This window comes from Pseudomonas sp. NY5710, from assembly GCF_013305665.1.
In the GTDB taxonomy this organism is placed as follows: domain Bacteria; phylum Pseudomonadota; class Gammaproteobacteria; order Pseudomonadales; family Pseudomonadaceae; genus Aquipseudomonas; species Aquipseudomonas juntendi.
Genome location: NZ_CP045554.1, coordinates 5,014,097 through 5,038,996, shown reverse-complemented (window position 1 = coordinate 5,038,996; position 24,900 = coordinate 5,014,097). Strand labels below are relative to the sequence as shown.

The following is a 24,900-nucleotide window of genomic DNA, read 5'->3' as shown; positions in this document are numbered from 1 at the left end:
ACATAAGATGATCTCGCTTAGGTACATGCTCTAAGCGCAATTCAGGTTTATGATGGCCAACGGCCGAATATATCCTCACACGGAGTGCGCGATGCAGACCCTCTACCCGCAGATCAAACCCTACGCCCGGCACGATCTGGCCGTGGAAGCGCCGCATGTGTTGTATGTCGACGAAAGCGGCTCGCCGGAAGGTTTGCCCGTGGTATTCATCCACGGTGGCCCTGGCGCTGGTTGCGACGCCCAGAGCCGCTGCTATTTTGACCCCAATCTGTATCGCATCATCACTTTCGACCAGCGCGGCTGTGGCCGCTCCACGCCCCATGCCAGCCTGGAGAACAACACCACCTGGCACCTGGTCGAAGACATGGAGCGTATCCGCGAGCACCTGGGTATCGATAAATGGGTGCTGTTCGGTGGCTCGTGGGGCTCCACCTTGGCCCTGGCTTACGCCCAGACCCACCCCGAGCGGGTGCATGGCCTGATCCTGCGCGGCATATTCCTGTGCCGGCCGCAGGAAATCCAGTGGTTCTACCAGGAGGGCGCCAGTCGCCTGTTCCCCGACTACTGGCAGGACTACATTGCGCCGATCCCCGCACAGGAGCGTGGAGACCTGGTGGCGGCCTTCCACAAACGCCTTACCGGCAATGACCAGATCGCCCAGATGCACGCCGCCAAGGCCTGGTCCACCTGGGAAGGTCGCACCGCCACCCTGCGCCCCAATCCGCTGGTGGTCGACCGCTTCTCCGAGCCGCAGCGGGCCCTGTCGATTGCCCGTATCGAATGTCACTTCTTCATGAACAACGCGTTCCTCGAACCGGACCAGCTGATCCGCGACCTGCCGAAAATCGCCCATTTGCCGGCAGTGATCGTGCACGGCCGCTACGATGTGATCTGCCCGCTGGACAACGCCTGGGCCCTGCACCAGGCCTGGCCGAACAGCGAGCTGAAGGTGATCCGTGACGCTGGCCATGCGGCCTCCGAGCCTGGCATTACCGATGCACTGGTCCGTGCCGCCGACCAAATGGCACGCCGCTTGCTCGACCTGCCGCTGGAAGAAGCATGAGGGGCCTGCTGCAACGGGTGCGTGGGGCGCGGGTAGAAGTCGCGGGCGAGGTGGTAGGTGCCATCGACCAGGGGTTGCTGGTGCTGGTTGCTGTAGAGCCTGAAGATTCCCGCGAACACGCCGATAAGCTTTTGCACAAGCTGTTGAACTACCGGGTGTTCAGCGACGAGCAGGGCAAGATGAACAAGTCGCTCAAGGATGTGGGCGGCGGCTTGCTGCTGGTGTCGCAGTTCACCTTGGCGGCAGACACCCGCAACGGCCTGCGCCCGAGCTTCTCGACGGCTGCGCCGCCGGCGCTCGGGGCCGAACTGTTCGACTATCTTTTGCAGCAGGCCAACAGCCAATATGCCCCTGTGGCCAGCGGCCGTTTTGGCGCAGACATGCAGGTGCATCTGGTAAATGATGGCCCCGTGACATTTATGTTACAAATTTGAGGTCAATAAACCCCTTGTTCACAGGAAAACAAGGGGTTTTGTACGATAAATAGTTGTTCCAGCCTGATGCGTTGTCACGCGACCTGCTGGATAATCGCGCGCTGCATGGACCTGCGTTCGCAGGTTCGTTTCACTCTGACTCGAGCATTGTCTGGAACCGTTTGGGGAATCATTACGCCCTCTCGGGGTCCGAACAGTGCTCGCCAACCCGGCATTTGTCGCTGGCCGTTGGTTTCATGATCTGTTTTCGGCGAGGGTTGCTCGTGATTGTTAGTCCCCAAAAAGCATCAAGAATCCCCGGCATCCGGTTGCGCAAGGCCCTGATGGCCAGCATGGCCCTGGTTGGCCTGATGAGCGCGGGCCAGCTGTGGGCATTCAATCTTGACGATGTTGCAGCCAAGGCAAAGGATCTGGCCGGCCAGAAGTACGAGGCACCGAAAAGCAACCTGCCGGCAGTGTTCCGCGACATGAAGTTCGCTGACTACCAGAAGATCCACTTCCTGCAGGAAAAGGCCGAGTGGGCCAAGGACAAGACCCCGTTCAAGCTGTCCTTCTACCATCAGGGCATGCACTTCGACACACCGGTGAAAATCAACGAAGTCACCGCGACCAAGGTCGAGGAAATCAAGTACGACCCGAGCCGTTTCGAGTTCGGTGACGTGCCACACGACCCGGATACCACCAAGAACCTGGGGTACGCCGGTTTCCGCGTGCTTTACCCGATCAACAAGGCAGACAAGCAGGACGAAATCATGACCCTGCTGGGTGCCAGCTACTTCCGCGTAGTCGGCAAGGGCCATGTATACGGCCTGTCGGCCCGTGGCCTGGCCATCGACACCGCGCTGCCGTCGGGCGAGGAGTTCCCGCGCTTCACCGAGTTCTGGGTCGAGAAGCCCAAGCCGGCTGACAAGCACTTGGTGATCTACGCCCTGCTGGACTCGCCGCGTTCCACCGGCGCCTACAAACTGATCCTGCGCCCAGGTACCGACACCGTGGTCGACGTGCAGTCCCGCGTGTTCCTGCGTGATCAGGTCAGCCGCCTGGGCATTGCCCCGCTGACCAGCATGTACCTGTTCGGCCCTAACCAGCCGTCCAAAGTGCTCAACTACCGCCCGGCACTGCATGACTCCGAAGGCCTGTCCATCCACGCTGGCAACGGCGAGTGGATCTGGCGCCCGCTGAACAACCCGAAACACCTGTCGGTCAGCAACTTCAGCGTGGAAAACCCGCGCGGTTTCGGCCTGATGCAGCGTCAGCGTGCCTTCAGCGACTACGAAGACCTCGACGACAACTACCAGAAGCGCCCAAGCGCCTGGATCGAGCCGAAGGGTGACTGGGGCAAGGGTACCGTCGACCTGGTCGAAATCCCGACTGCCGACGAGACCAACGACAACATCGTGGCGTTCTGGAGCCCGGAAAAGCTGCCTGAACCCGGCAAGCCGTTCGAGTACGCCTATCGTCTGCACTTCACCATCGATGAACCCAAGTTCCAGGCCCCTGACCTGGGCTGGGTCAAGCAGACCCTGCGCTCCACGGGTGACGTCAAGCAGTCCAACCTGATCCGCCAGCCAGACGGCAGCGTGGCCTTCGTGGTCGACTTCGATGGCCCGGCGCTGGCTGCCCTGCCTGAGGACACTCCGCTGCGCAGCCAGGTCAGCGTGGGCGACAATGCTGAAGTGGTCGAGAACAATCTGCGCTATAACCCAGAGACCAAGGGCTGGCGCCTGACCCTGCGGCTGAAGGTCAAAGAGGCCAACAAGTCGACCGAAATGCGTGCCGCGCTGGTGCGTGATGTGCCAGCCGAACCGGCCAAGCCTGCCCAGGACGCCAAGCAGGACAAGGCCACCGCCAAGCCTGCCAAGGCCGACAAAGCGGACAAGGCCGCCAAGGCCGAACAACCTGCCGCCGACGCGGCGCCCACCAACGGGGCCCCGGCCACCACCGAGAAGGTGCTGACCGAGACCTGGAGCTATCAGTTGCCTGCCGATGAGTAACTCAAGCGCAAGGCCGGAATCGCTTGGCGAGTACCTGGCCCACCTACCACTGGGCGACGAGCAGCGGGCAGAACTGGCCAGCTGCACCTCGTTCAGTGAACTGCACCAACGCCTGGCGGCCAACCCGGCCGCCAGCCCTGCCGAGGCCGTGCAGGCCTCGGTGGGCCCGCGCCTCACCGTAGGCAGCGCCGCCGAGCTGGAAGAGGCCGAAATGCTCGACGTCGACGGCAGCGGCCGCCTGTGCCTGAAGATTGCCCCGCCGATCAAGCGTACCAAGGTCGTGCCGGAGCCGTGGCGCACCAACCTGTTGGTCCGCATGTGGCGCCGCATGACCGGGCGCCCCAATGCACCGCAGCCGCCCAAGCGCGAGCTCCCGGCAGCGCGCTGGCGTACGGTCGGCTCGATCCGCCGTTACATCCTGCTGGCCCTGATGATCGGTCAGACCATCGTTGCCGGCTGGTACATGAAGAGCATCCTGCCGTACCAGGGTTGGTCGTTCGTCGACCTCGACGAAGTGCTCAACCAGCCGTTGTGGGATACGGTGGTGCAGGTATGGCCCTATGCCTTGCAGACTTCCATCCTGATCCTCTTCGGCATCCTGTTCTGCTGGGTGTCGGCGGGCTTCTGGACCGCGCTGATGGGCTTCCTGGAGCTGCTCACCGGGCGCGACAAGTACAAGATCTCCGGCAGCAGCGCTGGCAACGAGCCGATTGCGCCCGAGGCGCGTACCGCGCTGGTGATGCCGATCTGCAACGAGGACGTGCCGCGGGTATTCGCCGGCCTGCGGGCGACGTTCGAATCGGTGGCCGCCAGTGGCAACCTCGACCGTTTCGACTTCTTCGTGCTCAGCGACACCAACGACACCGACATCGCCGTGGCCGAACAGCAGGCCTGGCTGGACGTATGCCGTGAAACCAAGGGCTTTGGCCGGATCTTCTACCGCCGCCGCCGGCGGCGCGTGAAGCGCAAGAGCGGCAACCTCGACGACTTCTGCCGTCGCTGGGGTGGCGAGTACAAGTACATGGTCGTGCTCGACGCCGACAGCGTCATGAGTGGCGAATGCTTGAGCAGCCTGGTGCGCCTGATGGAGGCCAACCCGGACGCCGGTATCATCCAGACCGGGCCGAAAGCCTCGGGCATGGACACCCTGTATGCGCGCATGCAGCAGTTCGCCACCCGCGTGTACGGTCCGCTGTTCACTGCCGGGCTGCATTTCTGGCAGCTGGGCGAGTCGCACTACTGGGGCCACAATGCGATCATCCGCATGAAGCCGTTCATCGAGCACTGCGCGCTGGCGCCGTTGCCGGGCAAGGGGGCCTTCGCCGGCGCCATCCTGTCCCACGACTTCGTCGAAGCGGCGTTGATGCGCCGTGCCGGCTGGGGCGTGTGGATCGCCTACGACTTGCCGGGCAGCTACGAAGAGCTACCGCCGAACCTGCTTGACGAGCTCAAGCGTGACCGTCGCTGGTGCCACGGCAACCTGATGAACTTCCGCCTGTTCCTGGTCAAGGGCATGCACCCGGTTCACCGCGCGGTGTTCCTGACAGGGGTCATGTCGTACCTGTCGGCACCGTTGTGGTTCCTGTTCCTGGTACTGTCGACCGCGCTGCTGGCGACCAACACGCTGATGGAGCCGCAGTACTTCATCGAGCCGTACCAGCTGTACCCGCTGTGGCCACAGTGGCACCCGGAAAAGGCCGTGGCGCTGTTCTCCACCACCATCGTGCTGCTGTTCCTGCCCAAGCTGCTCAGCGTCATCCTGATCTGGGCCAAGGGCGCCGTCGAGTTCGGCGGGCGAGTCAAGGTCACCTTGTCGATGCTGATGGAGATGCTGTTCTCCATGCTGCTGGCGCCCGTGCGCATGATCTTCCACACCCGCTTCGTCCTGGCCGCGTTCCTCGGTTGGGCGGCGACCTGGAACTCGCCGCAGCGCGACGACGACTCCACACCGTGGAGCGAAGCGGTGCGTCGGCATGGCCCGCAGACGCTGCTGGGCATCGCCTGGGCCGGGCTGGTGGCATGGCTGAACCCAAGCTTCCTGTGGTGGCTGGCGCCGATCGTCGGTTCGCTGATGCTGTCGATCCCGGTATCGGTCATTTCCAGCCGCACCCGCCTGGGGCTGGCGGCCAAGGACGAGAAGCTGTTCCTGATCCCCGAGGAATACGCGACGCCGCAGGAGCTGCTGGCGACCGACCAGTACACCCACGAAAACCGCTGGCATGCCCTGCATGACGGTTTCGTGCGCGCAGTGGTCGACCCGCGGCAGAACGCCCTGGCCTGCGCCATGGCCACGGCCCGCCACGGGCAGGCGGCGCCGATCGAGGCGCTGCGTGCCGAGCGCGTGGCCAAGGCCATCGAGGTCGGGCCGAAAGGGCTGGACCTCAATACCCGCCTGGCGTTGCTCAGCGACCCGGTCGCCTTGAGCCGCCTGCACGAGCGGGTCTGGGCCGAGCACAATGCGGCGTGGATCGATGTGTGGCGTGCCTCCATCAAGAACGACCCGCATTCGCCGCTGCTGCCGTTGCATCCGGAGAATGAAGGCCAGCAGGCACTCGCCGGGGCCTGACCGGCCCTTTCGCGGGCGCGCCCGCTCCCACAGGGATCCGCATTTCCCTGTGGGAGCGGGCGCGCCCGCGAAGCTTTAAGGGCCCAACCCCGATTTTGGCCAACAAAGTCCCCCCCAGTGCTAGGTCCCCGGGCCGGCATGCGTTAGCATCCCTCTCCGATAATCCGCATCGGCCGGTACGGCCGTGCCAACACAATAAGATTCGCTACTTTACTTGCTAGGGGACTTGGTGATGATCAAGAAATACCTTTCGCGGCTGCTGGTCGGTGTCACCGCCCTGGTCGCCGTGACAGCGGCGCAGGCCGGCGCCATCGATGATGCGGTCAAGCGCGGCACCTTGCGGGTGGGCATGGACCCGACCTACATGCCGTTCCAGATGACCAACAAGCGTGGCGAGATCATCGGCTTCGAGGTCGATATCCTCAAAGCCATGGCCAAGTCGATGGGCGTCAAGTTCGAGGCGGTGTCCACCGCTTACGACGGCATCATCCCGGCGCTGTTGACCGGCAAGTTCGACATGATCGGCAGCGGCATGACCCTTACCCAGGAACGCAACCTGCGCCTGAACTTCAGCGAACCCTTCATCGTGGTTGGCCAGACCCTGCTGATCCGCAAGGAACTGGCGGGCGAGATCAAGTCGTACAAGGACCTGAACAACGAGAAGTACCGCCTCACCTCCAAGCTTGGCACCACCGGCGAAATGGTGTCCAAGAAGCTGATCGGCAAAGCCAAGTACCATGGCTACGACAACGAGCAGGAAGCCGTGATGGATGTGGTCAACGGCAAGGCTGACGCCTTTGTCTACGACGCGCCCTACAACGTGGTGGCAGTGGACAAGGCCGGTGCCGGCAAGCTGCTGTTCCTCGAAGAACCCTTCACCTACGAGCCGCTGGCCTTTGGCCTGAAGAAAGGCGACTACGACAGCATCAACTTCATCAACAATTTCCTGCACCAGATCAAGCACGACGGGACCTACGATCGTATTCACGACAAGTGGTTCAAGAACAAGGACTGGCTGAAGGAAATGGAATAAAAGCTGGCTTCAAGCCGCAAGCCGCAAGCCACAAGCTTCAAGCTGCAAGTTGCAAGCACAAGCGGACCGTGCACCGATCCGCTTGTGCTTGCAGCTTGCAGCTTGACGCTTTCTGGAGTACCCACGTGATCAAACACAAGAAAGCCCAGTGGCCCTGGCACGGGCTGACCGCGCTGGTCCTGGTGGGCCTGGCGTTCAGCCTGTACATGGCCACCTCGATGATTTCCTACGAGTGGCGCTGGAACCGCGTCCCGCAGTACTTCGCCTACAAGGCCGAGGAAACCCAGCGTGCAGCCGATTACGGCACCGTGCAGGAAATCGTCATTTCCGGCGATAACGCCCGCGTGACGCTGAAGGACGAAAGCGGCGCCGAGCAGGTGCTGGATGTGGACGCGGACAGCCTGCAACTGAGCCGCGGCGACGATGTTGCCGAGGGCGACCAGATCGGTGTGACCCGCCACTGGGCCGCCGGGCCGCTGGCCTGGGGTCTTTGGACCACACTATGGATCTCGGTCGTGTCCGGCGCCTTGGGCCTGGTGATCGGCCTGTTCGCCGGCCTGTGCCGGTTGTCGACCAACCCGACCCTGCGCGACCTGTCGACCGTGTATGTCGAACTGGTGCGTGGCACCCCGTTGCTGGTGCAGATCTTCATCTTCTACTTCTTCATCGGTACCGTGCTCAACCTGTCCCGCGAATTTGCCGGGGTGGCTGCGCTGGCGTTGTTCACGGGCGCCTATGTGGCAGAAATCGTGCGGGCCGGGGTGCAGTCGATCGCCAAAGGCCAGAACGAAGCTGCACGCTCGCTGGGCCTTAATGCCGGCCAGTCGATGCGCCACGTGATCCTGCCGCAGGCTTTCAAACGCGTACTGCCGCCCTTGGCCGGCCAGTTCATCAGCCTGGTCAAGGACACCTCGCTGGTGTCGGTGATCGCCATTACCGAACTGACCAAAAGCGGCCGCGAGGCCATTACCACCTCGTTCTCCACCTTCGAGATCTGGTTCTGCGTGGCAGGCCTGTACCTGCTGATCAACCTGCCGCTGTCGCACATTGCCAGCCGGCTCGAGCGGAGGCTTGCGCAAAGTGATTGAAGTCCGTGACCTGCTGAAAGTCTTCGACACCCGCGGCCACGTGGTCCGGGCTGTGGATAACGTCACCACCCAGGTGGCCAAGGGCGAAGTGGTGGTAGTACTGGGCCCGTCCGGCTCGGGCAAATCCACCTTCCTGCGTTGCCTTAACGGGCTGGAGCACTTCGACCAGGGCCATGTCGCGATCGACGGCCTGCAACTGGCTGACCCGAAGACCGACATCAACGCCTACCGCCGCGAAGTCGGCATGGTGTTCCAGCATTTCAACCTGTTCCCGCACATGACCGTGCTGGAAAACCTGTGCCTGGCGCAGAAGGTGGTGCGCAAGCGCAACAAGGCCGACCGCGAGGCCAAGGCGCGGGCCTTGCTGGAGAAGGTGGGCATTGCGCAGAAGGCCAACGAATTCCCGTCACGCCTTTCCGGTGGCCAGCAGCAGCGGGTGGCAATCGCACGTGCGCTGGCGATGGACCCGAAAGTGATGCTGTTCGACGAACCGACCTCGGCGCTCGACCCGGAAATGGTCGGCGAAGTGCTGGATGTGATGAAAACCCTGGCCCAGGAAGGCATGACCATGGTCTGCGTCACCCACGAAATGGGCTTTGCCCGCGAAGTGGCTGACCGGGTGCTGTTCTTCGACCACGGCAAATTGCTAGAAGACTCGGCCCCGGCCGCGTTCTTTGCCGCGCCGAAAGACCCGCGCGCGCAGGCCTTCCTGCGCCAGGTGCTTTAACCTGCAGCGGCCTCTTCGCGGCTGAAGCCGCTCCTACACGCAACGTGGTCGGTGTAGGAGCGGCTTGAGCCGCGAACACCGGCAATGCCGGTGCCATCCACTGCGATGTCTGCGTCGCGGTCCTCAGATGTTGAACCGCCCGACCATCCCCCGCAGCTGCTGCCCCAGCTGTTCCAGCTCGCCACTCGACACCGCGGTCTGCTCACTGGCCGCACTGGTCTGGTCCGACACATCCCGCACATTCAGCACGCTCCGGTTGATCTGCTCGGCCACCACGCTCTGCTCTTCGCTGGCCGTGGCGATCTGCTGGTTCATGCCCTGGATGTTCGACACCGTGTTGGTGATCTGGCCCAAGGCATCGCCGGCCCTGCGGCTCAGCTCCACACTTTGCTCGGTCAGCTGCTTGCTGTTGTCCAGCAAGCGGGTCACCTCGTCGGTGCCGCTGTGAAGGCTGTCGATCAACTGGCCGATCTCTTCGGTTGCCGTGGAGGTGCGCTGGGCCAGGCCGCGTACCTCGTCGGCCACCACGGCAAAACCGCGCCCGGCTTCACCGGCCCGCGCCGCTTCGATGGCGGCGTTCAGGGCCAGCAGGTTGGTCTGCTCGGATACCGACTTGATGACATCGAGAATGCTGCCAATCCGCTGGCTTTCGCCCGCCAGGTGATGCATGGCCGCCAGGCAATGGTCCATCTGCCCGGCCAGTTGCTCGATGCGGCCGATGGCTTCGGCCACCACTTGGTCGCCCACCTGGGCCTGCTGGTCGGCGCTGGTAGCGGCTTGCGAGGCCTGCTCGGCGTTTTGCGCCACTTCCTGAACCGTGGCGCTCATCTGGTTCATGGCGGTGGCAACTTGGTCGGTTTCCTCGCGCTGCTGGTTGATGCGCAGTTTGGTGTCTTCGCTGCTGGTCGCCAGCTGCGAGGCCGCCTGCGACAGCTGGCCGACGCCCTGGTCGATGCCCCCGATCAGTTCGCGCAGGCTCAAGGTCATCTCACGCATGCTGGTCTGCAACTGGCCCATTTCGTCACGGCGCTGCACGGTGTCGACCTGGCTCAGGTCGCCCTTAGCAATGCGCGCCGCCACCGCCAGGGTCTGGCGCAAGGGCTGGGTAATTTGCAGGGTGATCAGCCAGGCAGCCAGGGCCCCCGCTACCAGTGCCAGCAACGCAACGCTGGTCAGCAGCGAGCGGGCAGCCAGTGCTTCGCGGTCACGTTGCTCGACCTTGCGTTTACCCAGTTCGAGGCTGAGCGCGCGCAACTCGTTGCCCATTCGCTCCATGTTGTTCTGCAATTGCTCGACCCGCACCGCAGCGCGCCGGTATTGGTCCAGGCTGGCGCGGTATTTGGCCAGCTCGACACCGGGCAGCTCGCTGACAGCGCGTGGCAGGCCAAGCGGCGCCAGGCCTTTGAGCAGTTGCTCCAGGCTGGCCTGTGCTGCGTCCAGGGCGCTGTCGCCGACTTTGGCAAAGTCCTCGACCGGGACGAACGTGTAGGCGGGTACCAGGCTTTGCTGGTTGGCACCGTCGACTTGCCGGCTGAGGGTGTCCATTTGCGCCAGGGCACCATTTTGCTGGCTGTGGGCCGGCATGTTCAGCAAAGCCTGGGTCTGCAGCTCGTCGATGGCATCGTTGAGCTTCTGCTCCTGCTCCTGCATCGCCTGGCGCAAGGCCACTCGGTTGGCCACGGTGCGCTGCAACTCGGTGAAGTCATCGCGCAGGCGCTGCAGTAGGGTCAGCTTATCGGTCAGCATCTGGCGCGACTCATCGACGTTGCTGCGCTGCTGCAGGGTGCTGAGCATGCTGTTGAGCTGGTCGAGGATGTTACCGATAGTGGCCTTGCTGGCGTCGTCGTTGAGCACGCGGAAGGTGATGCGCTCTGCGCGCAGGTCTTTGGTCAGGTCGTTGATCCGGCCGATTTCGCTGAGCTGTTGCGAGCGGACGATGGCGTCGTCCAACGCACGCCAGCCGCTGATGGTGGTGGCCAGGGTAAGCAGCAGGACCACAGCGAAGCCGAGGGCCAGCTTGGCAGCCACGCTGATGTTGCCGAGCTTGCGGTTGAGGTAGCCGAGCATGGTGAGTCTCCGTGCGAAAGGGGGAGGGCATGCAGGCGTATTGCCGGCATGACACCTTTGCCCATCGGCAGCGGAGCTGTAGGACTTGACCTGATAATCAGGTAGGAAATTTCGCTGCAGCTAGTAGGAAATGCGCCGCCTGTGCCTGACCTCTACGCGCTGAACTGCCGCGAAGAGGCCAGGCACACCCGATCAAAGCCTGAAGCGCCCCACCAACCCCTGCAAATGGGTACCCAGCCGCGCCAGCTCCACGCTGGAGCTGGCCGTCTCCTCACTGGCCGCCGAGGTCTGGTCGGAAATGTCCCGCACATTCATCACGCTGCGGTTGATCTCTTCGGCTACGGCCGTTTGCTCTTCTGCCGCGGTGGCGATCTGCTGGTTCATCGCCTGGATCGACGACACGGTACGGGTGATGGTTTCCAGCGAGCTGCCGGCGCGGCGGGTCAGCTCGACGCTGCTGTCAGTCAGTTGGCGGCTGCTGTCCATCACGCTGGCCACCCGCTGGGTTCCGCTTTGCAAGCCGGCAATCAGTTCTTCGATTTCTTCGGTCGACTGCTGGGTGCGCTGTGCCAGGCTGCGCACCTCGTCGGCCACCACGGCAAAGCCGCGCCCGGCTTCGCCTGCACGGGCAGCCTCGATCGCTGCGTTGAGCGCCAGCAAGTTGGTCTGTTGAGCCACCGACTTGATCACGTCGAGCACGCTGCCGATCTTGTCGCTTTCGGCCTTGAGCTGGTTCATCGCTTCGCTGGAGTTGATCACTTCGCCGGCCAGGCGCTCGATCTGCGCCACCGCTTCGCCCACCACCCGGTCACCTTCACGGGCCTGCTGGTCGGCCATCAAGGCCGCTTCCGAGGCTTGCTCGGCGTTGCGTGCCACGTCGTGCACGGTCGCGGTCATCTGGTTCATGGCAGTCGCCACCTGATCGGTCTCGACCTTCTGGTTGTTGACCCCGGCGCTGGTCTGCTCGGTCACCGCCGACAGTTGCTCGGCTGCACTGGCGATCTGCGTTACCCCATCGCCGATGCCACCGATCAGTTCGCGCAAGCCTTGGGTCATGCGCTGCATACTGGCTTGCAGCTGGCCCAGCTCGTCACGGCGGTCAACCGGCAGGTTGTGGCTGAGGTCGCCGCTGGCTACTCGCTCGGCGGCGCTCAGGGTCTGGCGCAGGGGCACGATGATCTGCCGGGTGATCGCCCAGGCTGCCAGCAGGCCAAGGGCCAGCGCCAGCACCGTGGCGATCAGCAGCAGGGTCTTGGCCTGGGCGGCAGCGGTATCCCGTACGGCGGTCTGGGAGGTGGTCATCGCCTCGCTGGTCTGCAGCAGCGCTGCGCCGAACTCGACCATGCGTTGCAAGGCTTGATCGCTGGCCGTCTGGGCAGCGCCGAACTGGCTGACCGCATCCCGGTACCCGCCCATGGCGGTGGTTGCATCGTCCAGACTGGCGGCGTAGTCGGCTGGCACCTTGGCCGGCAGGGCACGCAGTTCGAGCAAGGCCTGGTCGATGGCTTTCAAAGCGGTTTGCTGGTACTCGGCATTGCCGCTGTAGGTATAACCGCGGACCTGGAAGCGGGCTTGCTGCAGCAGGGCGCTGACTTCCACGGCGGACTGGTATTGGCTTATGTCGCCGCCCTGGCGCAGGCGCTGTTGCACCCGGTTCAGCAGTTCGACGGCCTTGTCGGCGCTGTCGCCGAGCACTGCGCGGCTTGCCTCGCGGCGTTGGCCGGCCTGCTTCAGCTCGCTGAAAGCCTGCTGATAGCCGCGCACGGCCTCGCGCTGCTGCTCCAGGCGCTGGTGGTCGGCGGGCTGCTCGATCTGCCCGAGCATCACTTGCACCTGGCGATCCAGCGTAGCCAGGGCTTTTTCCAGCTCTGCGACCGAGGCATCGTCACGCTCACGTTGATACCGTTGGCGGGCGATACGCAGTTCCTGAGTGTGCTGCTGAATGACCGAGATGTTCCCCAGCTTGTCGCCACGGCCGATGATGCTGTCCATGCCGAGCCAGCCAGTCAGGGTGATGGCCAGAGTCAATAGCAGGACCAGGCCGAAACCCATTCCCAGTTTGCGGTTCACGCTCATATTGCCCAGCGATTGGGCTAACCATTGATACATGTAGACTCCCGGTCGGCTTGGCAGCACGAAACTTTGTTGTGTTGCCAAGGCCATCGGCGCGGGAAGAGGAAACTTGATGGGCGATTACGTGGCGTTTGCGTCAGAAAATGCGCGAAAGTAGCGCAGTGACGGCCGTCTCCACGCGCAGAATGCGCTCACCCAGCTGCACGGGCGCCAGGCCTGCCTTGCCCAGCAGGTCGATTTCATAAGGAATCCAGCCACCTTCAGGGCCGATGGCCAGGGTCACGGGTTGGTCCACGGCGCGCGGGCAGGCAGGGTACGGGCCGGGGTGACCGACCAGTCCCAGGGTACCAGCAGCGATCGCGGGCAGGCGGTCTTCGACGAACGGCTTGAAGCGCTTCTCAATGATCACCTCGGGCAGTACCGTGTCGCGTGCCTGTTCCAGGCCCAGGATAAGGTTGTCCCGAATGCTTTCCGGCTGCAGGAACGGCGTTTGCCAGAAGCTTTTCTCGACCTTGTAGCTGTTCAGCAGGATCAGCCGCGGTACACCCAGGGTAGCCACGGTCTGAAACAGCCGGCGCAGCATCTTCGGGCGGGGTACAGCCAGCACCAGGGTCAGCGGCAGTTTGGCCGGCGGTTGCTGGTCGAAGGCCACCTCCAGCTCGGCCTGGTGCGGTGCCAGGCGCAGCACCGTGGCCTTGCCCATCAAGCCGTTGACGCGGCCCACGCGCAGCTGGTCGCCTACCGCCACGCGGTGTATTTCCTGCATGTGGGTGAAGCGCCGATCAGCCAGCACCACGCGGTCGGCCGAAACGAAGTCGGCCTGTTCAAGCAGCAGCAGGTTCACGGTTGAGTCGCTGGTGGCTGGTCGTTGGAATCGTCGGCAGTTTCGTCGTGGGCACTGCGCTTGCGCACCAGGCTGCCGCACAGCACGCCGACTTCGAACAGCAACCACATAGGCACGGCCAGCAGGGTCTGCGAGAAGATGTCCGGTGGCGTGAGGATCATGCCGACCACGAAGCAGCCGATGATCACGTAGGGGCGGACCTTCTTCAGGTACTTCACGTCGACCACGCCGATCCACACCAGCAGCACCACCGCCACCGGGATCTCGAAGGCCACGCCAAAGGCGAAGAACAAGGTCATCACGAAATCGAGGTAGTTGGCGATGTCGGTCATCATGGCCACGCCTGCCGGGGTGGCTGCCGCGAAGAACTTGAACATCAGCGGGAACACCAGGAAATAGGCGAACGCCATACCGGCATAGAACAGCAGGATGCTCGACACCAGCAGCGGGATCGCGATGCGCTTCTCGTGGCGGTACAGCCCCGGCGCGATGAAGCCCCAGATCTGCTGGAGGATGAAGGGGATGGCCAGGAACAGCGACACGATCATGGTCAGCTTGAACGGCGTGAGGAACGGTGAGGCCACGTCGGTGGCGATCATCGTTGCGTTGGCCGGCAAGTGATCACGCAGGGGAGCGGAGACCAGGGTGTAGATCTGCTGGGCGAAGGAGAACAGCCCGGCAAAGATCAGGAAAATGACCGCAACGCAGCGCAGCAGACGGGTGCGCAGTTCGGTCAGGTGCGAAACCAGCGGCATTGGCTGGTCGTGTTCCGGATTCTCGCTCATGGGGCTCGCGGCGGTTGAGGCGGTTCAGTGGTTGTGCCCGGGGCGGCCGGCGTTTCCGCTGGCCTGGCAGCGACCCCGGCGGGGGGCTGCACGGTGGCGGTGGTCACGGGCGGCTGTGCCGGTGGCGTCAGCGGGTTGAGGATGCGCTTGGCTTCCTCTTCCATCTGCAGAATGTGCTCGTTGTGCAGCTGGCGGCGGATGTCGTCGGCGCCGATCTCACGCTCCACTTCCATCTTGATGCTGTTGAAGCTGCGCTTGAGCCGCCCGATCCACAAACCTGCGGTGCGGGCGGCGCCTGGCAGGCGCTCGGGGCCGAGCACCAACAGGGCGACCAGGCCGACGAGCAGCAGCTCGCTGAAACTGATGCCGAACATGGGTCAGTCTTTCCGCTGTGGCTCTTGGACCGGCTGTGCCTGGCCCTCGATGGTGTGGCCTGGCTGCGGCTGGGCGGTGTTCTGCACCGGCGGCACAGGCTGGGCAGGCGGTGGGGTTTGCTCGGCCGGCTTGTGCTCTTCATCGTTCATGGCCTTGCGGAAGCCCTTGATCGACTCGCCCAGGTCACTGCCGAAGTTCTTCAGCTTCTTGGTGCCGAATACCAGCACCACGACCACCAGCAGGACGATCCAGTGTTTCCAGTCAAAGATACCCATTTCGTACTCCTGAAAAATGTCAGTGAAGCTTCAGGGGCGCCCAGCGCCCCCGCAAATGCATCAGGCAGAAGGCGTGCGTGCAGCCTTCTCATCATGCCCGGACAGCCCGAAGCGGCGCTCCAGTTCGTCCAGCACCGCTTGCGGATGCTGGCCCAGCGCGCTGAGCATCACCAGGCTATGAAACCACAGGTCGGCGGTTTCGTAGATGACATCGCTGTAATCCTTGCTGTGCGCGGCGTCCTTGGCGGCGATGATGGTTTCGACCGACTCTTCGCCGAGCTTTTCAAGGATCTTGTTCAGGCCCTTGTGGTACAGGCTGGCTACATAGGAGCTGTCGGGCGCCGCTTGCTTGCGTTCTTCAAGCACGGCGGCCAGGCGGTTGAGGGTGTCGCTCATATCAGTGTCCTGCGCTGTAGATGGCATCCGGGTCCTTGAGGACCGGGTCGACGATTTTCCACTGGCCGCCTTCGTAGACGCGATAGAAACAGCTTTCACGGCCGGTATGGCAGGCGATATGGCCCAGTTGCTCGACCATCAGGATGATGACGTCGGCGTCGCAGTCCAGGCGCAGTTCATGCAGCTTCTGCACATGCCCGGACTCTTCGCCCTTGCGCCACAGCTTGCCACGCGAACGCGACCAGTAGATGGCGCGTTGCTCGGCGGCCGTGAGGGCCAGCGATTCGCGGTTCATCCAGGCCATCATCAGCACCCGTCCGGTCTTGTGGTCCTGGGCGATCGCCGGCACCAGGCCATCGCTGTTCCACTTGATCTCGTCCAGCCAGTCTTTCATCGTCGACTCCAAAGCGAGCCCGCTCCTGTACCGGGCCATTTGCGCTAGTGTGCCAGCCACAGGCGCGGCTGGCTATTGGCGCACAATCAGGTAAAGGCCGGCGGCCAGCATCAGCCAGGCGGGCCAGGCTGCAGGCGCGGCCAGGCTGGAGGCCTCGGCAGCACCCGCGGCCAGTACCGCGCCCCCACCCAGCAGGCCGGCCCCGAGCAGGCGCAGCGCCCAGCGGTCGCCCTTGCGGCGCTCTGGCAGTTGCGGGTCATGCAGATGCGGTTGCGACAGGCGTTCGAGCAGGTCGCGGGTCATACCGGCCAGGTGCGGCAACTGCTCGACCTGGCTGTGCAGGTTGCCGAACATGGCCTTGGGGCTGTAGCGCTCGCGCATCCAGCGCTCCAGGTAGGGCTTGGCGGTGCTCCACAGGTCCAGGTCGGGGTACAGCTGGCGGCCCAGGCCTTCGATGTTGAGCAGGGTTTTTTGCAGCAGCACCAACTGCGGCTGCACTTCCATGTTGAAGCGCCGTGCGGTCTGGAACAGGCGCATCAGCACCTGGCCGAAGGAAATATCCTTTAACGGTTTTTCGAAGATCGGTTCGCACACGGTGCGGATCGCGGCTTCGAATTCGTTGACCTTGGTGTGTGCCGGGACCCAGCCCGAATCGATGTGCAACTCGGCCACACGCCGGTAGTCGCGCTTGAAGAAGGCAAACAGGTTGCGCGCCAGGTAGTCCTGGTCTTCGGCGGTGAGGCTGCCGACGATCCCGCAGTCGATGGCGATGTACTGCGGGCTCCACGGTTTGACCGTGCTGACGAAGATGTTGCCCGGGTGCATGTCGGCATGGAAGAAACTGTCGCGGAACACCTGGGTGAAGAACACCTCCACACCCCGTTCGGCCAGCAGCTTCATGTCGGTGCGCTGGTCGGCTAGGGTAGCCATGTCGGTCACGGGCACGCCATAGATGCGCTCCATGACCAATACCTTGGGCCGGCACAGGTCCCAGTACACCTGGGGCACGTACATCAGCTCGGAGCCTTCGAAGTTACGCCGCAGCTGGCTGGCATTTGCCGCTTCGCGCAGTAGGTCGAGCTCGTCGTAGATGGTTTTTTCGTAATCGCCGACGATGTCGACCGGGTGCAGGCGGCGGGCATCGGCAGAGGCGCGCTCGGCGGCCTTGGCAATCAGGAACAGCCAGGCCAAGTCCTGGGCGATGACTGGCTTGAGGCCGGGGCGTACCACCTTGACCACGACCTCTTCGCCCGTTTTCAGGCGTGCGGCATGCACTTGGGCGACCGAGGCCGAGGCCAGTGGCTCGACGTCGAAGCGGCTGAACAGCTCGCCCACCTTGGCGCCCAGTTGCGCCTCGATCAACGCCACGGCGTGTTTCGGGTCGAACGGGGGGACGCGGTCCTGCAGCAGCATCAGCTCGTCGGCGATGTCGGGGGGCAGCAGGTCGCGGCGGGTGGACAGCAACTGGCCGAACTTGATGAAGATCGGCCCCAGGTCCTGCAGCGCCAGGCGCAGACGTGCGCCACGGTTGAGCTCGGACGGCTTGCGCGGCAGCCAGCGCCACGGCATCAGCAGGCGCAGGCTGGCCAGCCACCACGGCAGCAGGGGTTGATCGAACAACAGGTCATCCAGGCGGTAGCGGATGACCACACGCTGAATGCGGAAAAGGCGGCGGACGGCGAGCAGCTTCATGCGTTATCGCTGGAATCAAGGGATCGGGAAAGGCGCTTGAGGCGCGCCTCAAGGCGTTCGGTGTCGAGTTTCAGGGCATCGAGTTCGCTGAAGGCAGCTTCGGCTTCGCGCTTGCCGACCAGCGTGCGCGACTCTTCGGCCAGGTATTCGGACAAATGCTGGCTGAAGCGCGCCAGGCCCTGGCGGGTCCAGCGTGCGCGCAGGCGGATATGGCCGGCCAGCAGGGCCGTGGCCACCGGGCCGAGCCAGCGTTGCAACTCGTGCTCCCAGTCCAGTTCCAGGTCCTGCAGCACACCGAACAGGTCGAGCAGCGCGGCGCTGTCGCCGTGCAGTTCGACCTGCGGGCTGTGCAACACGCCAGTCTTGTCCTTGGCCACGGCCAGTTGCACCAGGCTGCCGGCCGGGGCGCGCAGGCTGCAGTCGACCTCGCCTTGCCAGTGGGCGGCGAGCATCAGGCCCTCTTCATCGGGCAGGATGAACACCTGCAAGGCCGGTTGGCGGCAGTCTATCTCGATGACCTTACCCGCCAGCGCGCCCAGCCGCGGCAGGGCCGTGCTGTCCATGCGCAGGACGCGGTTCAGGCCCTGTTCGACACTGGCAAGCAGCCCGGCCAGCAGCATCAGGGCTTGATTCCCCGGTGCACGGCAACAATGCCGCTGGTCATGTTGTGGTAGGTGACGCGATCAAAGCCGGCCTCGACCATCATGCTCTTGAGGGTTTCCTGGTCGGGGTGCATGCGGATCGACTCGGCGAGGTAACGGTAGCTTTCGGAGTCGTTGGTGATCAGCTTGCCGGCCAGTGGCATGAAGGCGAACGAGTAGGCATCGTAGGCCTTGGACATGAGCTTGTTGGTCGGTTTGGAGAACTCCAGGATCAGCAAGCGGCCGCCGGGCTTGAGTACACGCAGCATCGAGCGGATGGCGGCATCCTTGTGGGTGACGTTGCGCAGGCCGAAGGCAATGGTCACGCAATCGAAATGGTTGTCCGGGAACGGCAGCTTTTCCGCGTCGGCCTGCACGAATTCGATGTTGCCGGCCACGCCGCGGTCCAGCAGGCGGTCACGGCCAACCTTGAGCATCGAGTCGTTGATGTCGGCCAGTACCACTTGCCCGGTCGGGCCGACCAGGCGCGAGAACTTGGCGGCAAGGTCGCCGGTACCCCCGGCGATGTCCAGTACGCGGTTGCCGCTGCGCACACCCGAGAGCTCAATGGTGAAGCGCTTCCACAGGCGGTGCATGCCGCCGGAGAGCACGTCGTTCATCAGGTCGTACTTGGCGGCTACCGAATGGAATACCTCGGCAACTTTCTTGGCCTTCTGACTTTCAGGTACGTCCTGGTAGCCGAAATGGGTGGTGGGTTCGGCGTGGTCGCCTTTGCGCTGGTCGTTCATATCGCTTCACCGAAAAAAATTACCGCCATTCTAGGGCGAACGGGCGGATTTGTCTTGGCGGGGTGTGCCAGTGGCCGGGGGCGGGCATAATGCCGATTATGTCTACATCTTCAGGAACACCCGCATGACCCAGATCAGCGTCGAACGCAACCACTCCCTCGGCCGTGACGCCGCCCGTGCCAAGGCCCAGGCGCTGGTCGACAAGCTCAGCCGCGAGTACGACCTCAAGGCCACCTGGAACGGTGACCGGGTCGATGTCGCGCGCAGCGGCGCCAAGGGTAGCGTGCAGATCGGCGAAGACAGCATCCGCGTGGAGCTGAAGCTGGGCATGATGCTGTCGATGATGGCCGGCACCATCAAGGGCGAGATCGAGCGGGCGCTGGACAAGGCACTGGCCTGACGCCCGCTGTTTTCAGCTGGCGGGGAACGGGATCAGGTCCTCGATCTGGTCCAGGCGCAGGTCACCCCGGTACACCTGGCAACGCTCCGCCGAAGCCTGTGCCCGTTGCAAGCGTTCGTCGCGGCCCATGGCCTCCGGGAACTTCAAATGGCCTTTGGCAAAGCGCCGGGCATTGGCGTTGGCGGTGGTGTAGTGGAAGTGCGCTTCCCAGAGCTTCTGCCTGGGTTGCCGGCGATAGATGTCGTACACATCCAGAAAGTCATTGGCCTTGAGCTGTTTGCGCGCCCTGTTCGGGGCGATTTCGACCTCGTGGGCCTCTACCAGAAAGCGCAGGGCTTTGCTGTCCGGGTAGCGGGTGCCGAGGTAGGCGCAGGTCAAGAGGCGCTGCTTTTCAGCGCGCACTTCGGTGATGGCCTGTTCGATCCTGCTGGCCAGGGGTTGCTCCCGGTCGGGGCCGCTGCGCAGGTTGCCGGCGATTTCTGCCAGGTCCTGCAAGTAGAAATCCAGCAGGTCGGCCAGGCTGTTGGGCCCATCCAGGTGGCGCGCGGCGTGGTTGAGCCTTGCCGCCTGCTGGCTCAGCAGATCATTGCCGATACGCCGCAGGCGCGCGTAGTCAGGCGCAGGCGGAGCGGGGGCAATGGTGTCCCAGTGATCGCCTTGCTGCTGGTAGCGTGCAACGGTTTGCTGGGTCATCGGGTCGATCTGCACGGTTTCGCCGGCCTCCTCGGTTTCCTCCACCACCAGCGACCTGCCTCGCGCCGTGCGGATCACCTTGCGTCGGACAGCCCGCACCCGGTGGGTCAGCGGTTGCTCGGGTACTGCATCCTGGCGATCGGTCGCGGCCGCCAGGTTGGCCATGTCATCCTCGCCAAGGCTTATCAGTGCATTGAGCTCGGCGATGTAGGCCTCGAGTTGGCTGCTGTCCACCGCAGGCATGTTGCGTGAAAGCAGGTATTGGGCATTGCTCAGGGCCAGCTTGTACTCGCGCACGGCGCTCTCCAGGGGCGCCTTTTGCTGTTCGGGCGTCAGGCCGGCGGCAGCCAGGCTGTCGTGGCTCAGCAGTGCCTCGTGGAAATGCTTGCTGCGCAGGGTTTGCTGGGCGAGCAGGGTACTTTCGAAATCGTCTGCGCTGAGCCGGTCTCTGCGGACGATGAGTTGATGCAGGTCACTGATGATCTGGGCGCGGGTAATGAGGGTCGAATACTGCCGGGTGCTGATGAGGCCATCGAGCTTCTTGCGTTTGCCGGGGAACTGGATCTGCCCATCTTGCAAGGCCTCGGCGAGATTCTGGTCCAGGCGTTGGCTGACGCTGAGGATGCGCCTGTGCACAGCCAGTGCGGCTTCGATGTTCTTGCTGTAGTCCAGGTACAGCTCTGCCTGCTCCTGGCCGAACGGCAGTTGCACCAGGCGACGGGACTGGCTCTTGAGCACCTCGTAGTCATTCATGTCGAGCAGGCGGCGGAACTGCTGCAGGTCAGTTTGCAGCAACTGCTCCCACCATTGCCCACGGGCAAATGAAGCGGTGGCTTGCGGGTCGAACCTGAGGTATTTCGGTTCGCCCATGCGGGTGTAGAGTTGTATCTGCTCCCTGATCAGCGTGGCCTGTTTCTCATAGGTGAGTGCCAACACATCGAGGTTGGCGCGCGTCTCCTGGCGAAGCGCCTGCAGCGCGCGCAGGCTTTCCTGCAGGTGTTCCGGCAAATTGTCGAGCGAAGCGCCGGGGTGCTCATCGAGCGATTTCAGGAATGCCTCGAGTGCCTGGTCGTAGGGTTCCACCCGCTTCAGGTAGACACCGACGAAGGTTTCCGTGTTGTTGAGCTTTTGATCATTGGCCACACGGGTCGCCAGCAGGGTGTTGAATGCCTGGGTTTTTTCGTCGATCAGCGCTCGGGCGCTTTTCGGCATGCCTCCGGCAAGGTGCAGGTCCAGCATCCATTCACCGTTCCAGCGTTTCAGCCAAGGGCCACGGCTGCGTTCGCGGCTGGGGAGGTAGTAGCCGTCAGGCTCCGCCCCCCATGACTGCGACCATTCGCTCTGGCTCAGCGGCGGCCCCATGATGCGCATGCCGCTCCAGCTCTCGACCACTTCGTAAGGCACGTGCTGCAACTGCACGTAGTAGCGCCCATCCAGTGCGTACAAACCGCGCATGCGCCCGCTGGCCAACGGCTGCAGCCCACTCAGGCTGACCGGGGCGCGCAGGCGTTCGAGGGCGGCGCGGGCGTCGCGCGGCAGGTTGCCGAGCCGTTGGTCATGGCCCCATTGGCTGACATTCAGCGCTGTCGGCTGGGCTGGCTCGGCGAAGGCTGTCCAGGTTTGCTGTTCCGGTAACGGCTCGGCCAGCGCGGCCGGCGCCCGACGCGGCGGGGCCTGGTACGCGGGTTCGGGCGGTGTGCGGGCAACCGCGGGGCCGTGGGCCAGCAGCATGGCCAGGCTCAGCAGAATATCTGCGCCAGCGAGCCACTTTTCCTGGTCGCTGCCTTCGGTCAGCACGGTCAGGTCACGCCTGATGCCGAGCAGTGCCGTCACCAGCCAGGCCAGCATGCCTGCCGGGCCGCGCAGCAGCGGCGTGACCGTATTGAACGCCACCCAGGCGAACTGCTCGACCAGCGCCCAGCGCAGCTGTTGGTTGGACACGCTCTGCCGCGAGGCCAGCAACAGCAGAACCTCGGCCCGGGCTTGGTAAAGACGGCTGTCCAGGTCGTCGGCCCAGGGGCTGAAGGCCAGGCTGACCGGCACCCTCAGGCGCTCGATGGCAAGCCCCACCAAGGCAGCCCCGGGCGCCAGCAGATGGGCCACCTCGGCCAGCCCGGAATGCAGGTGGGGGTGAACAAAGCCGCCATTGGCGTAAATGGGGCGGGCGTCGTCATCCAGCCAGATGAGGATGTCCTGCTGCAAGGCATGCTCGGTGCGGATGCAGGTGATCAGTTGGTGGCGGCTATCGAACTGCCTGATGGGCTGCCGGGTGTGCAACGGCCGGTACAGTAGCCAGGCCCCGGTGGTGGGTACTTCGATGACGAACATGCCATGCACCGGGTTGCTCTTCGGGCCGCCGGGCACGCTGTTGAATGCCAGCGGCGCCAGCTTCAGCGCGCCGCTGGCATGGGGTTGCCGCCGGCAAAAATCGGCGATGACCTGCCACGTGCGCTCGTCCAGCTGGGCCATGATCTTGGCCTGCAGGCCGCTCAGCAGCAGGCTTGTGCGCCATTCTTCGGCAAAGCGCTGGCGCCGTTGGTCGGCGTCGTTGCCACGTTGCAACTGGTCGTGAACGAATTGCGGGTACTGGCCGCCGATATCCACGCTGTCGACCAGGGTGGCCACGTAATCGAGGTTCATCCAGCTATCCAGTGGCTGCTGGTCGGCGCGTTGAATCGCCGCTGCGACCTGCTCGCCGCCTGGCGGCAGGCGGGTGATGACCAGTTCTGTCAGGCTGATGGTTCTCAGGTGCTCGAGCCGTGCCGGCCCGGTGGAGGAAACCTGCACCACCTGGGCAAGGCTGATTAGCAGCTGATCAGGGTCATACGGGGCCTGCGCAGGGTGGTCATTGCGCATGTGTTCCCGCAAGCGGCGAACCGCGTACTGCTGCAGGTCCTCGATGCCGTCCAGGGATGAACCACCCTGGGCCAGCATCTGCCTGGCCGACAGCGCCAGTAACGCCGTGTGGTACTCGAAACGATCAGTCAGGCTGGCGTTGCCGAGCCAGTCCGGAAACCCTATGGCCGGGGTCGATGGCTGAAGCACAAAACTTGCCGGGAACACCCATGAAGGGTCGCTGAGGGTGTAGAAGCGCTCATCCAGGTCGCTAGCCTTGTCGCCTGGGCGAAGCTGCAGCCGATCGATTCTTTGCAGCAGGCCATTGAGAAGCTGCCGGGCCTGGTAGGCAAACGGGTCCTCGCGCAAGGGCGTGCAGGCCCAGGACATCGAGTCGAACGCATGCTGCTCGTAGAGCGCTTCGCGCAGGGCCAGGGAAAAAGCAGCCAGATCATCGAAGCTACGCACGGTGCCTGAAGGCTGGCACCACAGAATGAGCTCACGGGCACCTTGCCTGCCCGTGACCAGCAGGTCCGGCAGCACCCATTGCAGGGTGTCCCCCGGGCGGGCCAGGAAAACCTGCAACGCTTGCACCTGTGCCGCAGCGTGGCTCTGGGCCAACAGCGCGTACAGCAGGGCTTTCTGGTCATGGTCCAGGCCCTGGCGCTCAAGCGTACCGAGCAGGGCGGCCTTGAGCAGTTGCTGCAGCCATTGCAGGCGGGTCACGTCCGAGTCTTTCTCGCAGCCATTCCAGAAGCTGACCTGCGCCCGCTGGAATGTCTCGCTGAGGGTAGAAAGCATGTTGTCGAAGTCGGTGTTCAGGTCTTCCATGCGCAGGTCGATGGCAGGGTCGCTGTCTTGCGGGCGAAAGACAGCAGGTGGGTCCATGCTCAGCTGGTCGGTCGGCTGGAGCGCCATGGGCTGGCCAGTGAAAAAATGCGTCAGCAGGGTATCGACCAGCTGGCCTGACGCTGTCGGCGGTTGCCCATTCACTCCGCGCAGGATGCTGAAGCCCTGGATCGATTGCAGGTGTGGGTGCTGGCTGCGCGTCCACGGGTAGCGTGCCGCGATGACCTCGAAGCCTGCGCGGGCGATGACTTCGCGCAAGCGCGGGCGATTGGCGAACTGGGTGGCTACAAGCTGCCTGAACGAGAGGGGCGATGACGATGGCATGGCAGGAGGCTCCGGTTGAAGGGAGCCGAATGCTGGAGCAGCGGGCTGCAGCGCCTGTGGTAGATAAAGCAGTGCGCCGATCTTAGGGTGAAGATTCTAATTCCTGCCTCTACCTTATGCTCAAGCCCAACCTCCATGGGCGGTTCCTCCTCCACTCATGAGCATGAGGTACAGAGCATGGCCAAAGTGAATGTGAAGAAAAAGAGCGACGCACCGGGCACGCTGGGTGAGGTGCGGGGTTACGCACGCAAGATCTGGCTGGCGGGCATTGGCGCCTATGCGCGTGTTGGCCACGAAGGCGCCGACTATTTCCACGCGTTGGTCAAGGCTGGCGAAGGCGTTGAAAAGCGTGGCAGGAAGCGCATCGATAAAGAGCTGGACGCCGCCAACCACCAGATCGATGACGCCGCCCAGGAGGTGAGCCGCGTACGTGGCAAGGTAGAAATTCAACTCGACAAGATCGAAAAAGCTTTCGACGCACGGGTAGGGCGCGCCTTGAATCGCCTTGGCATACCGTCTAAACATGACGTTGAGGCGCTGTCGATCAAGCTTGAACAGCTGCACGAGCTGCTTGAGCGCGTCGCGCACAAACCATAAGGAGAG

Annotated in this window: 21 protein-coding genes and 2 pseudogenes; 9 read left to right on the top strand and 14 right to left on the bottom strand. The window is 63.7% G+C overall.

Features of this window, described 5'->3' with window-relative positions:
- The first annotated feature begins 91 nt into the window (after positions 1–91).
- From pip to GEV39_RS23180, 7 genes are all read left to right on the top strand, one after another.
- Positions 92–1,063, top strand: coding sequence for a prolyl aminopeptidase (pip, locus tag GEV39_RS23210; protein WP_029885408.1), 972 nt, complete (start codon positions 92–94; stop codon positions 1,061–1,063).
- A complete protein-coding gene (gene dtd / locus GEV39_RS23205; RefSeq protein WP_009684267.1) occupies positions 1,060–1,497 on the top strand; it encodes a D-aminoacyl-tRNA deacylase in 438 nt (145 codons plus the stop codon). Before pip ends, dtd begins: the two co-directional genes overlap by 4 nt.
- Positions 1,498–1,760: 263 nt before the next feature.
- Positions 1,761–3,491 (top strand): glucan biosynthesis protein G, encoded by a 1,731-nt coding sequence (locus GEV39_RS23200; RefSeq protein WP_218581700.1) that lies wholly within the window; start codon positions 1,761–1,763, stop codon positions 3,489–3,491.
- Positions 3,484–6,057 carry a glucans biosynthesis glucosyltransferase MdoH gene (mdoH, locus tag GEV39_RS23195; RefSeq protein ID WP_173891364.1) on the top strand — a complete coding sequence of 858 codons (2,574 nt, stop codon included), beginning with the start codon at positions 3,484–3,486 and terminating at the stop codon, positions 6,055–6,057. The genes GEV39_RS23200 and mdoH overlap by 8 nt, the downstream gene beginning before the upstream one ends.
- 235 nt (positions 6,058–6,292) lie before the next feature.
- Complete coding sequence (locus GEV39_RS23190) at positions 6,293–7,090, top strand: transporter substrate-binding domain-containing protein (RefSeq protein ID WP_033690660.1); 798 nt, start codon at positions 6,293–6,295, stop codon at positions 7,088–7,090.
- 125 nt (positions 7,091–7,215) lie between these two features.
- Positions 7,216–8,178: an amino acid ABC transporter permease gene (locus GEV39_RS23185; RefSeq protein WP_054905298.1), complete on the top strand. Its 963-nt coding sequence runs from the start codon at positions 7,216–7,218 to the stop codon at positions 8,176–8,178.
- Complete coding sequence (locus GEV39_RS23180; protein WP_173891753.1) at positions 8,171–8,905, top strand: amino acid ABC transporter ATP-binding protein; 735 nt, start codon at positions 8,171–8,173, stop codon at positions 8,903–8,905. Before GEV39_RS23185 ends, GEV39_RS23180 begins: the two co-directional genes overlap by 8 nt.
- Before the next feature lie 123 nt (positions 8,906–9,028).
- Here the strand turns inward: GEV39_RS23180 and GEV39_RS26670 are convergent, their stop codons facing one another.
- The 13 genes and pseudogenes from GEV39_RS26670 to ubiE form a co-directional block, all read right to left on the bottom strand.
- Complete coding sequence (locus tag GEV39_RS26670) at positions 9,029–9,742, bottom strand: methyl-accepting chemotaxis protein (protein ID WP_392509059.1); 714 nt, start codon at positions 9,740–9,742, stop codon at positions 9,029–9,031.
- 141 nt (positions 9,743–9,883) lie between these two features.
- Positions 9,884–10,972 (bottom strand): annotated as a pseudogene (locus tag GEV39_RS26665) (methyl-accepting chemotaxis protein); the annotation flags it as partial.
- A 192-nt stretch (positions 10,973–11,164) separates the two neighbouring features.
- Positions 11,165–11,878 (bottom strand): methyl-accepting chemotaxis protein, encoded by a 714-nt coding sequence (locus GEV39_RS26660; protein ID WP_404940681.1) that lies wholly within the window; start codon positions 11,876–11,878, stop codon positions 11,165–11,167.
- Positions 11,879–12,019: 141 nt separating this feature from the next.
- Positions 12,020–12,964: pseudogene (locus tag GEV39_RS26655) on the bottom strand (methyl-accepting chemotaxis protein); the annotation flags it as partial.
- Positions 12,965–13,181: 217 nt separating this feature from the next.
- Positions 13,182–13,889, bottom strand: coding sequence for a 16S rRNA (uracil(1498)-N(3))-methyltransferase (locus GEV39_RS23165; protein ID WP_009684303.1), 708 nt, complete (start codon positions 13,887–13,889; stop codon positions 13,182–13,184).
- A complete protein-coding gene (gene tatC, locus GEV39_RS23160) occupies positions 13,886–14,674 on the bottom strand; it encodes a twin-arginine translocase subunit TatC (protein ID WP_173891361.1) in 789 nt (262 codons plus the stop codon). The genes GEV39_RS23165 and tatC overlap by 4 nt, the downstream gene beginning before the upstream one ends.
- Positions 14,671–15,048 carry a Sec-independent protein translocase protein TatB gene (tatB, locus tag GEV39_RS23155; protein ID WP_173891360.1) on the bottom strand — a complete coding sequence of 126 codons (378 nt, stop codon included), beginning with the start codon at positions 15,046–15,048 and terminating at the stop codon, positions 14,671–14,673. Before tatB ends, tatC begins: the two co-directional genes overlap by 4 nt.
- Before the next feature lie 3 nt (positions 15,049–15,051).
- Positions 15,052–15,324, bottom strand: a complete 273-nt coding sequence (locus GEV39_RS23150; protein WP_029886370.1) for a twin-arginine translocase TatA/TatE family subunit — start codon at positions 15,322–15,324, stop codon at positions 15,052–15,054.
- 60 nt (positions 15,325–15,384) lie between these two features.
- Positions 15,385–15,720: a phosphoribosyl-ATP diphosphatase gene (locus GEV39_RS23145; protein ID WP_009684306.1), complete on the bottom strand. Its 336-nt coding sequence runs from the start codon at positions 15,718–15,720 to the stop codon at positions 15,385–15,387.
- Between the two features lies 1 nt (position 15,721).
- The gene (gene hisI, locus GEV39_RS23140) at positions 15,722–16,114 is read right to left on the bottom strand and encodes a phosphoribosyl-AMP cyclohydrolase (RefSeq protein WP_173891359.1); all 393 of its coding nucleotides are present in this window, start codon (positions 16,112–16,114) and stop codon (positions 15,722–15,724) included.
- A 72-nt stretch (positions 16,115–16,186) separates the two neighbouring features.
- Positions 16,187–17,806, bottom strand: a complete 1,620-nt coding sequence (gene ubiB, locus GEV39_RS23135; protein ID WP_173891358.1) for a ubiquinone biosynthesis regulatory protein kinase UbiB — start codon at positions 17,804–17,806, stop codon at positions 16,187–16,189.
- Positions 17,803–18,426 carry a ubiquinone biosynthesis accessory factor UbiJ gene (locus GEV39_RS23130; protein ID WP_173891357.1) on the bottom strand — a complete coding sequence of 208 codons (624 nt, stop codon included), beginning with the start codon at positions 18,424–18,426 and terminating at the stop codon, positions 17,803–17,805. Before GEV39_RS23130 ends, ubiB begins: the two co-directional genes overlap by 4 nt.
- Positions 18,426–19,196, bottom strand: coding sequence for a bifunctional demethylmenaquinone methyltransferase/2-methoxy-6-polyprenyl-1,4-benzoquinol methylase UbiE (gene ubiE, locus GEV39_RS23125; RefSeq protein WP_009682367.1), 771 nt, complete (start codon positions 19,194–19,196; stop codon positions 18,426–18,428). Before ubiE ends, GEV39_RS23130 begins: the two co-directional genes overlap by 1 nt.
- 124 nt (positions 19,197–19,320) lie before the next feature.
- Between ubiE and GEV39_RS23120 the strand changes: the two genes are divergently transcribed.
- Positions 19,321–19,596, top strand: coding sequence for a polyhydroxyalkanoic acid system family protein (locus GEV39_RS23120; RefSeq protein WP_173891356.1), 276 nt, complete (start codon positions 19,321–19,323; stop codon positions 19,594–19,596).
- 12 nt (positions 19,597–19,608) lie between these two features.
- On the opposite strand, the gene GEV39_RS23115 is transcribed toward GEV39_RS23120, so the two are convergent.
- A complete protein-coding gene (locus GEV39_RS23115; protein ID WP_173891355.1) occupies positions 19,609–24,297 on the bottom strand; it encodes a DUF6543 domain-containing protein in 4,689 nt (1,562 codons plus the stop codon).
- 177 nt (positions 24,298–24,474) lie between these two features.
- Here GEV39_RS23115 and GEV39_RS23110 point away from each other — a divergent pair, with 177 nt between their 5' ends.
- Complete coding sequence (locus tag GEV39_RS23110) at positions 24,475–24,894, top strand: phasin family protein (protein ID WP_173891354.1); 420 nt, start codon at positions 24,475–24,477, stop codon at positions 24,892–24,894.
- Positions 24,895–24,900: the final 6 nt, after the last annotated feature.